Below are 12606 nucleotides of genomic sequence, written 5' to 3' on the forward strand. Positions count from 1 at the left end.
ACACAATGTTCAAAATATTTATACAAAGACCTGTACTGGCAACCGTAATTTCCATTTTATTGGTAATTCTGGGAGTATTGGGTTTAACTAAACTGCCTTTACAACAGTTTCCTGATATTGCGCCTCCATCGGTTTTGGTAACGGCGGTATATCCAGGAGCCAACGCAGAAACGGTTTTACGTTCTGTGGCACCTTCTCTAGAAGAGTCTATAAATGGTGTAGAAAACATGACTTATATGAGTTCTACTGCCAGTAATGACGGTACTTTGGCTATTACGGTTTTCTTTAAACTGGGTACAGATGCCGATCAGGCTGCCGTAAACGTGCAAAACCGTGTGGCACAAGCAACAAGCCAATTGCCAGCCGAGGTTGTTCAGCAAGGTATTATTACCGCTAAACAGCAAAACAGTTTCATCATGGCGATTGGTATGTATACTGACGATGAAGCAAAATACGATCAAACCTTTGTTGCCAACTATGCACAAATTAATATCATTCCGGAATTAAAACGTATTCCAGGTGTAGGTTCTGCCAGTATTTTTGGTGGTGTAAAAGATTACTCTATGCGTGTTTGGCTGAATCCAACACAGATGTCAGCTTATAAAGTAACACCAAGCGAAGTTATGGGCGCTATTCAGGACAAAAGTTTGGAAGCGGCTCCAGGTAAATTTGGAGAGCGAAGCAAAGAGGTTTTTGAATACGTTATTAAATACAAAGGAAAATTAACCAAACCAGAAGATTATGAAAATATTGCTATACGTTCTAATGCAGATGGCTCAGTACTTCGCTTAAAAGATGTAGCGAGAGTTGAACTTGGAGCTTACTCTTACAACAGTTTAACTCGTTTAAATGGTAAAAAAGGAATTGTAATTGGGGTTATCCAATTAGCTGGATCCAACTCAAATGATATTCAGATTGCCATTAACAAAATGATGGAAAAAGCTTCTAAAGATTTTCCAAAAGGCATTAAACACAATATTTTCTATAGTACAAAAGTATCTTTAGACCAATCTATCGAACAGGTTGAACATACCTTAATTGAAGCTTTCATTTTAGTATTCATTGTGGTATTTATCTTCCTGCAAGACTTTAGATCAACATTAATCCCGGCTATTGCTGTACCTGTAGCAATTTTAGGAACGTTCTTCTTCATGCAGTTATTCGGATTTTCGATCAACCTTTTAACACTTTTCGCCTTAATTCTGGCGATTGGTATTGTGGTCGATGATGCCATCGTGGTAGTCGAAGCGGTGCATGCGAAAATGGAGCACAAACGTTTGTCTCCGAAAATCGCCACCCATGAAGCAATGCACGAAATAACGGGTGCTATTATCTCGATTACGCTGGTAATGGCTGCTGTATTCCTGCCGGTTGGTTTTATGGAAGGCTCAACAGGAGTATTCTATCGTCAGTTTGCCTTTACAATGGCAATTGCAATTGTAATTTCGGCTGTAAATGCCTTAACATTGAGTCCAGCGCTTGCTGCATTATTCTTAAAAGATAATCACGGAGCACACGATCACAATGAACCTTATCAGAAAAAAGGATTTAAAGAAAAATTCTTCAGTGCTTTCAACAGCAGTTTTGAATCGCTTACCAATCGTTACGTTGGCGGAATTAAATTCTTAATCAGAAGAAAATGGTTGAGTTTAGGCGGATTAGCTTTAATTACTTTGGCAACAGTAGTGATGGTAAAAACAACTCCTTCTGGGTTTATTCCAACAGAAGATCAAGGATTTATTGCGATTGCAGTAAATACGCCATCTGGAACGTCATTAGACGGAACTCAAAAAGTAATGACAGAAGCTGAGAATACTTTAAAAGCACTAGACGCTTCTCGATTTGTAACCGCAATTTCAGGTTTCAACTTGCTGACTAACTCTACGAGCCCATCTTCTGCAGTAGTTTTCGTATTGCTTAAACCAAACGAAGAACGTGGAGAAATAAAAAATATTGACGAAATCATGAATCAGGTTCGTGGTAAACTGGGATCTATTTCTGGAGGAAGTTTCTTCGTATTCAGTTTCCCAACCGTTCCAGGATTTAGCAACGTTGAAGCATTGGATTTAGTGCTGCAAGATAAAACAGGAGGAAAACTGGATAAATTCAGTGGAGTTTCTCAGAATTTTATCGGAGAATTAATGAAACGTCCTGAGATTGCCGTTGCCTTTACCTCTTTCAAAGCCGATTATCCACAATTGCAATTGGAAGTTAACGACGAAAAAGCAAATCAATTGGGTGTTAATGTAAAAGACATTTTACAAACAATGCAAGCGTACTTTGGTAGCGCACAAGCATCTGACTTTAACCGATTTGGTAAATATTACCGTGTAGTGGTTCAGGCAGATATTGAAGACAGAGCCGATCCGACTTCAATTGACAGAGTTTTTGTAAAAAACAAAACAGGCGAAATGGTGCCGATAAATACTTTAGTAAAACTGACTCGTATTTATGGTTCTGAAACCGCTTCTAGATATAATTTGTTTAACTCAATTTCAATTAATGCGATTCCGAAACCAGGATTTAGTTCAGGAGATGCCATTAAAGCTATTGAAGAAGTAGCAGCACAACAATTGCCTGCAGGTTACGGGTTTGAATTCTCGGGCCAAACGCGTGAGGAGATTTCGTCAGGAGGACAATCGGCAACTATATTCTTACTGTGTTTGATATTCGTTTATTTCTTACTTGCTGCACAGTACGAAAGTTACATTTTGCCTTTGGCAGTAATCTTGTCAATTCCTGCAGGTATTTTTGGAGTATTCGCTGCTATTGGTTTAACAGGAATTCAAAACAACATTTACGTACAAGTTGCTCTTGTCATGCTGATCGGGCTTCTCGCTAAAAATGCCATTTTGATTGTGGAGTTTGCAGCACAGCGAAGAAGATCAGGACAAGGATTAGTAGCAGCTTCAATTATGGCAGCAAAATTACGTTTGCGACCAATTATCATGACGTCTCTTGCTTTTGTGGTGGGATTAATACCAATGATGAGTGCCAAAGGTCCATCAGCACAAGGTAACCACTCCATCAGTATCGGGGCAGCTGGAGGGATGCTTTCAGGAGTAATTCTAGGTTTGTTCATCATCCCTGTCTTATTCATCATTTTCCAGCATTTACAAGAAAAAGTGAGCGGAAAACCAATCGCTGTAATTCATAACGAAGAAAAATAATAAATGGAAAACTATATCACAACCATACTTGTCGCCATCATATTTGGCATCGGATATATATCGTACAGAATCTCTAGAGATCTTGAAACTAGAAAAGATACTTGTACAGAAATTTAATCTGCTAGTGAGATTTAAAAAAATATATTTTAACACATAGAGACATAGAATTGTATGTCTAAAAGAGAGATTAGAAGAAACTAGTTTCAACACATAGCAAAACTATGTGCATTTAAAACAAGTGAAACGCCTTTCTAGAGCCTCAAAAAACTATGTCTCTATGTGTTGAAAAGAATAAACCCAACGGGTAGAAATTTAATAAAAAGACTAATGAAAAATCATATAACCAAAATCGTGACCTTCGCCATTCTGATCACGACTTTAATATCCTGTAAAGTCTCTAAGGATATTGAAACTCCAAAAGATGCATTTCCTGAGAATTTCAGGAATGCATCGGTTTCGAGTGATACAACCAGTATTGCCGATGTGGAGTGGAAAAATTTCTTTACAGAAAAAGATATTATCAAATTAATTGACAGTGCCGTTGCCAGAAACAACGACCTTCAGATTGCCGAAAAGAACATCGAAATTGCACAATACCGTTTTACACAGTCAAAATGGGGAAATGTGCCTCAAGTTAACTTATTCGTTAATGCCAGTACAAGCAATCCGTCAGACAATAGTTTTACAGGATTAAACTTAAATCAGGCCATTGGCGCCAAACATATTGACGACTATTCTGCTGGAGCTTCTCTTTCTTGGGAAGCTGATATTTGGGGAAAGATCAGAAACCAAAAGAAAGGGGCTTACGCAGGATATCTTCAATCTGAAGAAGTAAAAAAAGCATTGCAGACCAATATTGTGGCTAATGTTTCTAGAGGATATTATAATCTTTTGATGTTAGACGCACAATTGGATATTGCCAGACAAAACCTTCGTTTAAATGATAGTACAACGAATATTATCAAATTAAAATACGATGCTGGTCAGGTAACCAATTTAGCGATTCAACAATCGGAAGCACAGAAATTAAACTCAGCACAATTGATTCCATTATTGGAACAAAACATTGCGATTCAGGAAAATGTTTTGAGTGTGTTAACTGGCTCTTTTCCGAATTCAAAAGAAAGATCCGTTAAGTTAAGCGCACTAGAAGTGAAACACAATACAGCAATTGGAATTCCTTCTGCCGTAGTGAGCAGAAGACCTGATGTAAAAAGTGCAGAATTGGCTCTTAAAGTCGCCAACGCAAATGTCGGTATCACGAAAGCGGATTTATACCCAGCTCTCAGAATTACGGCTCAAGGCGGCGTAAACTCTTTTGAAACCAGCAATTGGTTCAACATTCCGGCTTCTTTATTCGGAACTGTTGCAGGAGGTTTAACACAACCGCTTTTGAATAACAAAAGACTTAAAACGCAATATAATATTGCTTTAGCAGAAAGAGAAAAAGCCGTTTTAGCTTTTAGACAATCGGTTTTGGTTGCGGTAAGCGAAGTTTCTGATGCTTTGGTTAAAGTAGAAAAATTACAGCAGCAAGAAACTTTCTTGAAAGAAAAAGTAAAAACATTACAGCAGGCTATTAAAAATGCAAATCTTTTGTTCAAAAATGGTTTGGCAGAATATCTTGAAGTTTTAACAGCTCAAGCGAATCTTTTGCAAAGCGAATTGGAACTTGCTGATATTAAAAGACAACAGCTTACAGCCAATACAGATTTATACCGCGCTTTAGGCGGAGGCTGGAAATAATACCTCGTTACATTACCCGTTAATTATTTATTTTTTGAGATGAAAACGCTGTGGAACTTAGGTTTCATGGCGTTTTTTACGTTTTGCCGCAAAGGCGCTAGGACGCGAAGTTTTTTTGTTTGCCACGAATTTCACTAATTTTTACTAATTTCTTTTCTCTCTAATTATAAAAATAATTCGCGAAAATTCGTGAAATTCGTGGCAATAAACTTTATGCCTTAGTCCCGATAGCTATCGGGATTGTGGCAAAAACAAAACAATCTATGACCTTCAACAAAGAAACATACCTCAACAATCTAAAATTATATTTCGAAAGTTACGCTCCTATTTCTGAAAAGTCATGGAAATCAATTGAAAACTTAACACATTTCCAGACCGTCAAAAAAGGAGAAATAGTATTAGAAAATGGGGAAATCTGCAAAAATCTCTATTTTATTGCAAAAGGAATTTTACGAACTTTTATTACAGACGAACAAGGAAATTTCTATAACAAAAACCTTTTTCTCGAAAACAAACTGGCATGCTCTAAAGTTTCATCAATACTGCAAACTCCTTCTAGTTTTACGATCGAAGCTTTAGAAGATTGTATTTTAATCAGACTTAATTACAAAAAATATATCCAATTGATTAGCGAAAATGATGATCTTAAAACCTTCTACATTGCCTATTTAGAGAAAAACTGGATTATAGAAAAAGAACAAAGAGAAGTCGCGCTAGTTATGCAGAATGCGACAGAAAGATACCTTAATCTTCTTGAAACGCACCCAACAATCGCCGATCGGGTTCCGTTATTGCATATTGCTTCGCATTTAGGCATTACGCCAACGCAGTTAAGCCGAATCAGAAAAAGTCTGGAAAAAGATTCGTGAATCAACATATGTAAAGGCTTTTCTAAGAGAACCAATTTATCTTTGTGCTATAATTAAAACTCGTCATAACAATGAACCATATAAACCTCATTAAAGACAATATTGACAATCTCACCACTCTTTGGAAAACTGTTGCAACTCCGCTCCTTTCTTATCATAAAAATGATCCTTTTGAATTTTCTCAAATAAAAAACTCAGGCTGGCCAAATAGATTATGGTCTAGAGAAGATATTACCGAAGAAAACTTTCTGCAGATTCAGGAAACGATGGAGAAAAATCCAGGTTTGGTTATTCCGTATTGGGATATTTTTGGAAGCAATTCGAAAGAAATTTTCGAAAAAAATGGCTTTCATATCCGAATTCAGCTTGTAGCGATGGCTTTAAAACTGGGAGAAAAATTTCCGCTTCAAAACAATCTTACTTTCAAGAGAGTTTTAAATGAAGAAGATGCCAAAACCTGGTCAGATATTTATCCAATGTCTTTTAGTTATGTAATCAGCAAAGAAACCTTGATTGCTAATTACGAAAATGCAAAGTTTTATTTAGTTCATTTTGAAGGAAAAGCGATTGGAACGCTTACTCTTTTTCAAACCTACAAAACAATGGGAATTCACGGTGTCGGCGTAATCCCAGAAATGCGCAAAAGAGGTTTCGCAGAAGAAATCATGAAATTTGCTATCAATGAAGCTATTGATGCCAATTGCGAATATGCGCAACTACAAGCTTCTGCATTAGGAAAAGGCATTTATACGAGATTAGGTTTTGAGGATTTGTTTACGATTACGAATTATCAACTGAGTTAAATTCCAAATTTTAAAATCCAATTCCAATTCGGTCGCGAAGTCGCAATTTTTTTTTTAGCTCTAGCAGATTTGGCAGATTAAGCAGATTAGATTTTTTAATAAATAATCTGCCAAATCTGCGAGAAACAAATCCTTTAAATCTTTTGAATCTGTGGCTTTAAAATAAAAACTTTACGCCTTTGCGCCTTTGCGAGAACTATTTTCAATCTAAAATCTAACTTCTAAAATCTAAAATCAAGAATGTCCCAAATGCCCCCAAAATAGTCATAAATAGGTATTTTGTTAAAAAATAAGAATAGTACATTTGTAATACATTAACTAATAATCTTTTAAACAAATACCCAATGAAGACAACCAAAATCATTTTCTGGACTACTACTATTTTAATCTTTTTATTTGAAGGCGTTATGCCGGCATTGACTTCTCAAACAGAATTAGCCAAAGAAGGAATCAAACATTTGGGTTATCCAGAATATTTCGGAAATGCATTAGTCGTGTTTAAAATCCTTGGCGTTTTAGCTTTAATTATTCCACAAGTGCCAGGGCGAATCAAAGAATGGGCTTATGCAGGATTTGCTTTTGATTTCATTTTTGCTTCCATAAGCCATTTTGCGGTTGACGGAATCGGTTTTCAAGGATTCTTTCCTTTAATTGTTTTTGCAGTTTTAATTATTTCTTATGTAACATATCACAGAATACAACGTTATAAAAATATAGCGCTCTAAAAATCAAAACTTTATGATTGAAGTTTTTAAAACAAATGTTCAAGAAGAATCTCAATGCAACATCATCATTGAGAAGCTTCTTGAGCACTATCCCAACGGCTCGATCAACTTCGATTTAGAAGATTGTGACAAAATCCTCCGCATTCATGCACCCGCCATTTCGAATACAAAAATTATCGACATTTTAAATTCGCACGGTTACTTCTGCGAAGTGCTTCCTTAAAAATTAACACTTCTCAAATACCTGAATTATAGCATTTTAATATTTTTTATTGTATATTTGAAGGAGTATCATTTCCCCTAATTCTATAAATTTAATTTCGCCAGATTATGTACTGAGGTTTTCTTAACCAATCGGTAAACCTATACTGTCGAATTTTCAATTTCTAAAATTAAAAAAATGAAGAGCGCTATTCAAAATACCATACTGGAAACCTACAGTAAATTGGGCGACTTACTTTCTTCTTTTTCAAAAGAAGAAATCAATGTTGTTCCGTTTGAAGGAAGCTGGACGGCTGGACAAACCGTACAGCACTGTATTCTAGCCTGCTCAGGTCTTACCATGCTATTTGCTGGAAAAACCGAAAAAACCAATAGAGAACCTGACGAAAACGTAAAAGGACTCGACTCCATCTTTTTAGATTATACTACTAAATATCAATCACCCGAAAACATAAAACCTCCTGCTATTGAGTATGAAAAAGGCACTCTGCTGGCTTCTGTAAAAAAAATACAAAATGATTTGTTTGAAGCTGCAGAAACTTACGATTTAACACTGACATGCTTGGATGCTAAAGTACCTGGTTTTGAATATTTCACGATTTACGAATGGCTTCATTTTGCCATTGTGCACACGCAGAGACATACGCAGCAGTTAAAATCGATTTACGAACATATTAAAAAACAATAAATCAGTATTTAACTCAAAACAATTTTTATGAGATCAAAAGTTAGAACCATTGTTTCATCTGGTTTAGTTGCAGGGACATTAGATATTACTGCCGCTATTTTGATTTATGCAGGAATATTACATAAAACAACAGCCGAAAAAATTTTACAATCTATTGCAAGCGGAATTTTTAAAAAAGAGGCTTATACAGCAGGAACAGAAATGACTTTTGTGGGTTTGGGACTTCATTTCTTAATTGCTTTTATTTTTGCTTGGTTTTATTTTAAGATTTTCCCTTATATCCCATTTTTTAAAATAAACACTTTACTCTCGGGAGTTTCTTATGGCTTCTTTATTTGGGTTGTAATGAATCTTGTGGTTCTCCCCATCGTATTTCCAGTTTTACCAGAAAAAAAACTAGATTTTCCGCTATTGCTTTCTATACTTATTGTGATTTTTTGTGTAGGGATTCCGATAGCATTTATAACTCGGAAATATTATGCAAAATGGTACTAATTGAAGGGACAAAGTTGCAAAGAGACAAAGTTACAAAGGTTAAAATACTTGACACTTTGTAACTCTGGAACTTTGTCCCCTTAAAATCAAACTTTTCTTCTTCCTGTTATTAATGATATAATAAATAGCACTAAAAAGATGAAGAATAAAACCTTTGCAATACTTGCGGCTCCAGCGGCAATTCCGCCAAAACCAAAAATTCCGGCTATAATAGCCAAAATGATAAATATAACTGTCCAACGTAACATAATATTTGATTTTTAAGTTCTTAATATGACTGTTTTATAAGCCTTTTTGTTTATCTCAAAGTTCTTTTATTCCTACAAATCTTGTTAACTCTATGCGCTTTATTATTATCTCAATAAAACTAAAACAACACTAGAACCCACGCCACTTTCACTATTATTTCAAAGCCTTACAGAATTACCATGTTTACGCTTTTGAGTTAATTTTTTGATCGATTGGATTAATTGCCGCTTCCATCTCAAAGTAATTTTAGATAAAATTTTTAAAGGTAATGGAAGAAGCTAGGAAACATGGTGTCATCTTAGAAAAAACAGATCGGGCTTTTGAGGAATTAGGTGTTTTAAATCCTGCCATTTATCAAGACGGAAATACTGTACACATGTTTTACAGAGCGGCCAAAAGAGGAAATTTTTCAACCATTGGATATTGTCGTTTTGAAGGTCCAACTACATTAGTTGAAAGAAGCACTCAGCCGGTTTTTGTGCCAGATTACATTTATGAGATTCATGGTGTAGAAGATCCGAGAATCACTAAAATAGACGACAGGTTTTACATGACTTACGTTACTTATGATGGAATTAATGCTTGTGGCGCTTTGGCAGTTTCAAAAGATTTAAAAATTTTTAAGAAGAAGGGAATTATAACGCCAAAATTTATTCTTAATGAATTTACAAATCTTATTAGAAAGCATTTACAGAATCCGAGCATTGCAAAGATCTTAGCTTTTAATATGGAAAGAAATTATCCGCTTACGGAAACTATTAAAGAGAATCTGTTTGTATGGGATAAAAATGTGGTTCTTTTTCCGAAGAAATTTAATGGAAAGTTTGTTGCCCTGCATCGCTTATTTCCATCCATTCAGATTTTTTCGTTTGAAAAGAAATCAGAACTGACAGAAGATTTTTGGAAAAACTATTTAAAAAATCTTCCCGATCATATTGTAATGGAACCAAAATATGATCACGAAACAAGTCATATTGGTCCTGGAGCCCCGCCGATAGAAACAGCAGACGGCTGGCTTTTAATTTATCATGCTGCTGAAAGGAGAGAGAAAGGTTTGGTTTATCATGCCGCAGCTGTTTTACTGGATTTAGAAGATCCGTCAAAAGTTATTGCAAGACTGCCAAAACCCATTATTACTCCCTCAGAATATTACGAAAGACATGGCTATGTCAATTATGTGGTTTTCCCGACAGGGACTGCCATTTTTGATGACCAACTATATATTTATTATGGCGCTGCCGATGATAAGATTGCGGTGGCATCTCTGAACCTTAACGAGTTATTAACCGAATTAAAAATGAACTCTCATGAAAACAATATCAAATAAATCAAAAATCGTTTTTTTATCTACTTTTCCGCCTACGCAATGTGGCATAGCAACCTATACTCAAGATACCATCAAAGGAATCACAGATGTTTACGGTAAATCTATCAAATGCGAAATATGTGAACTTGTTGATAAACCCAAAGATCAGCCAACGCAGGCATTTACCTTAAACACTAAAAATCGAGAAGAATACGCTAGAGTTGCCGAGGAAATTAATCAAGATGAAACTGTGAAATTAGTGCATATTCAGCATGAATTTGGTTTGTTTTCAGGAAATTACGGTGACCATCTTTTAGATTTTTTAAATGTTATTAAAGCACCTGTTACGTTTACGTTTCATAGTGTAATTCCGAATCCGAATGACGAATTGAGAACATTCGTAAGACTGCTATTGGACTACAGCAATTCGGTTTTTGTGATGACTAATAAATCAAAAGAAATTTTAATCAAAGACTACGATATCAATGAAGAAATAATTACTTGCGTGCCTCATGGAACTCATATTGTGATATACGAAACTCCAGAACAGGCAAAAGAAAAATTAGGAATTCAAGATAGATTGGTTTTGGCTACTTTCGGACTTTTGGGCGAAGGTAAAAATATAGAAACAGGCTTACAGGCTCTGCCAAAAATTATCGAAAAAGCGCCAAATGCTTTGTATCTTATTATTGGCAAAACACACCCTAACTTAATTAAAGACGGAATTGACACGTATCGTGATAAATTGGAAGGTTTAGTTAAAGAATTAAATCTTCAAGACAATGTACGCTTCATAAATAAATATTTGGATACCGATGAGCTCTTAGAATATTTAAAAGCAACAGATATTTATATGTTTACGTCAAAAGACCCGAATCAGGCAGTGAGCGGCACATTTGCTTACGCGATGAGTTGTGCGTGTCCGATCGTGGCATCTAAAATTCCGCACACCAGAGAGGTTTTAACTCCAGATTCTGGAATTTTATGTGATATTGGAGATGCAGATCAATTTGCGGCCGCAGCAATTAAATTGATTGAAGATGAGAATTTAAGACACGAAATGGGAATTAATTCATTTACCAAAATGAGAGCTTCATCATGGGAAAATGTTGCCATCACGCAAATGAATACTTATAAAAACCTGTTCAAAAATCCTTCAGAAATTAAATACAGTTACCCTCCTATTCAGCTGAAACATATCAAAAAACTGACTACAGAATTAGGAATTATTCAGTTCAGTAAAATTTCTATTCCGGATTTAGATTCTGGATATACTTTAGATGATAATGCAAGAGCTTTAATAGCGTTTTGCATGCATTATAAACTGACTCAAGACAAAGATGATCTCGCTTATATCTTAATTTATTTAGATTTCATTCAGCGTTGTCAGAAACCAAAAGGAGATTTTATCAATTATGTCGATAAGGAAAACCGCGAACATATTGAGCAAAATGCCGAAGTAAATCTTGAAGATTCAAATGCAAGAGCCATTTGGGCTTTAGGAACTGTTGTTTCTATGTCGGATATTCTCCCAGAAGCTATAAGTAAAAAGGCAACCAAATGTTTATTGAATACCTTAAAATGGGCTGAAAATATCCAATCGCCTCGTTCAATTGGTTTTGCTACAAAAGGATTGTATTTATACCATTCAACCATTCCGAATTTGTATGTTGCAGCTATCATCAATAAGCTAAATGCAAAATTGCTGGCGAATTACGAAGACACTGCCACAGAAGATTGGCAATGGTTTGAAAATTATCTAACGTATGGAAACAGCATTTTGCCAGAATCAATGCTTTACGCTTATTTAATTACCAATAAACCAGTTTACAAAAAAGTAGCATTGGACTCTTTAGATTTCTTGATTTCAAAAACGTTTATAAAAGGAACTTTCAAAGCTATTTCAAACCAAAGCTGGCATCATAAAGGTTCAGAACCAAGCCAGTACGGAGAACAGCCAATTGATGTTACCTACACGATTCAGACTTTAAATGCATTTTATAATGCCTTTAAAAACCCAGAATACAAAAAGAAAATGAGAGCCGCATTTAACTGGTTTTTAGGAAAAAATCATTTGAACCAGATTATGTATAATCCAGTAAGCGGTGGTGGTTACGACGGGCTTGAGAAACATAATGTCAACCTAAATCAAGGTGCAGAATCTACAGTTTGCTATTTAACCGCAAGATTATTAATGGAAAAACTGGCCATGTCACAATCACGTGTCATTCCTTTAATGAAATCACGAAGCGGCATTGCTATAAATTTATAACAAAAGAAATTGAAGCTAACCAAATACTTCATTTAAACCCTGAAAATCCCTTTCTTAATGA

11 protein-coding genes are annotated in these 12606 nt (G+C 35.4%); 10 read left to right on the forward strand and 1 reads right to left on the reverse strand.

Annotated elements, in window-relative coordinates; all coding sequences use genetic code 11:
* The first annotated feature begins 5 nt into the window (after window positions 1–5).
* From BLP44_RS21560 to BLP44_RS21595, 8 genes are all read left to right on the forward strand, one after another.
* Entirely contained in the window at window positions 6–3170 is a 3165-nt protein-coding gene (locus tag BLP44_RS21560) for an efflux RND transporter permease subunit (RefSeq protein ID WP_008467725.1), read from the forward strand.
* Between the two features lie 327 nt (window positions 3171–3497).
* On the forward strand, window positions 3498–4916 hold the full coding sequence (locus BLP44_RS21565; RefSeq protein ID WP_091136193.1) for a TolC family protein: 1419 nt from the start codon (window positions 3498–3500) through the stop codon (window positions 4914–4916).
* A gap of 263 nt (window positions 4917–5179) precedes the next feature.
* A complete protein-coding gene (locus tag BLP44_RS21570) occupies window positions 5180–5785 on the forward strand; it encodes a Crp/Fnr family transcriptional regulator (RefSeq protein WP_008467729.1) in 606 nt (201 codons plus the stop codon).
* A 71-nt stretch (window positions 5786–5856) separates the two neighbouring features.
* Entirely contained in the window at window positions 5857–6588 is a 732-nt protein-coding gene (locus BLP44_RS21575; RefSeq protein ID WP_091136195.1) for a GNAT family N-acetyltransferase, read from the forward strand.
* 344 nt (window positions 6589–6932) lie between these two features.
* Window positions 6933–7313 carry a DoxX family protein gene (locus tag BLP44_RS21580; protein ID WP_066034202.1) on the forward strand — a complete coding sequence of 127 codons (381 nt, stop codon included), beginning with the start codon at window positions 6933–6935 and terminating at the stop codon, window positions 7311–7313.
* A gap of 13 nt (window positions 7314–7326) precedes the next feature.
* A complete protein-coding gene (locus BLP44_RS21585) occupies window positions 7327–7536 on the forward strand; it encodes a hypothetical protein (protein ID WP_008467738.1) in 210 nt (69 codons plus the stop codon).
* A 177-nt stretch (window positions 7537–7713) separates the two neighbouring features.
* Entirely contained in the window at window positions 7714–8223 is a 510-nt protein-coding gene (locus tag BLP44_RS21590) for a DinB family protein (RefSeq protein ID WP_091136200.1), read from the forward strand.
* 27 nt (window positions 8224–8250) lie between these two features.
* Window positions 8251–8718 (forward strand): hypothetical protein, encoded by a 468-nt coding sequence (locus BLP44_RS21595; protein ID WP_008467741.1) that lies wholly within the window; start codon window positions 8251–8253, stop codon window positions 8716–8718.
* Between the two features lie 86 nt (window positions 8719–8804).
* Here the strand turns inward: BLP44_RS21595 and BLP44_RS21600 are convergent, their stop codons facing one another.
* Window positions 8805–8966, reverse strand: a complete 162-nt coding sequence (locus BLP44_RS21600; RefSeq protein ID WP_008467744.1) for a DUF1328 family protein — start codon at window positions 8964–8966, stop codon at window positions 8805–8807.
* A gap of 269 nt (window positions 8967–9235) precedes the next feature.
* On the opposite strand from BLP44_RS21600, the gene BLP44_RS21605 reads away from it, so the two are divergent.
* Window positions 9236–10294 carry a glycoside hydrolase family 130 protein gene (locus BLP44_RS21605; RefSeq protein WP_091136203.1) on the forward strand — a complete coding sequence of 353 codons (1059 nt, stop codon included), beginning with the start codon at window positions 9236–9238 and terminating at the stop codon, window positions 10292–10294.
* Window positions 10275–12545, forward strand: coding sequence for a glycosyltransferase (locus BLP44_RS21610; RefSeq protein WP_091136207.1), 2271 nt, complete (start codon window positions 10275–10277; stop codon window positions 12543–12545). Before BLP44_RS21605 ends, BLP44_RS21610 begins: the two co-directional genes overlap by 20 nt.
* Window positions 12546–12606: the final 61 nt, after the last annotated feature.

The sequence above is a fragment of the Flavobacterium anhuiense genome (genome assembly GCF_900101855.1).
GTDB lineage: Bacteria > Bacteroidota > Bacteroidia > Flavobacteriales > Flavobacteriaceae > Flavobacterium > Flavobacterium anhuiense.

Excerpts from the sequence above, each read along its gene's own strand:
- BLP44_RS21575 (WP_091136195.1), top strand. The coding sequence starts at position 5,857 with ATGAACCATATAAACCTCATTAAAGACAATATTGACAATCTCACCACT.
- BLP44_RS21570 (WP_008467729.1), top strand. The coding sequence starts at position 5,180 with ATGACCTTCAACAAAGAAACATACCTCAACAATCTAAAATTATATTTC.
- BLP44_RS21580 (WP_066034202.1), top strand. The coding sequence starts at position 6,933 with ATGAAGACAACCAAAATCATTTTCTGGACTACTACTATTTTAATCTTT.
- BLP44_RS21590 (WP_091136200.1), top strand. The coding sequence starts at position 7,714 with ATGAAGAGCGCTATTCAAAATACCATACTGGAAACCTACAGTAAATTG.
- BLP44_RS21585 (WP_008467738.1), top strand. The coding sequence starts at position 7,327 with ATGATTGAAGTTTTTAAAACAAATGTTCAAGAAGAATCTCAATGCAAC.
- BLP44_RS21600 (WP_008467744.1), bottom strand. The coding sequence starts at position 8,966 with ATGTTACGTTGGACAGTTATATTTATCATTTTGGCTATTATAGCCGGA.
- BLP44_RS21605 (WP_091136203.1), top strand. The coding sequence starts at position 9,236 with ATGGAAGAAGCTAGGAAACATGGTGTCATCTTAGAAAAAACAGATCGG.
- BLP44_RS21595 (WP_008467741.1), top strand. The coding sequence starts at position 8,251 with ATGAGATCAAAAGTTAGAACCATTGTTTCATCTGGTTTAGTTGCAGGG.
- BLP44_RS21610 (WP_091136207.1), top strand. The coding sequence starts at position 10,275 with ATGAAAACAATATCAAATAAATCAAAAATCGTTTTTTTATCTACTTTT.
- BLP44_RS21565 (WP_091136193.1), top strand. The coding sequence starts at position 3,498 with ATGAAAAATCATATAACCAAAATCGTGACCTTCGCCATTCTGATCACG.
- BLP44_RS21560 (WP_008467725.1), top strand. The coding sequence starts at position 6 with ATGTTCAAAATATTTATACAAAGACCTGTACTGGCAACCGTAATTTCC.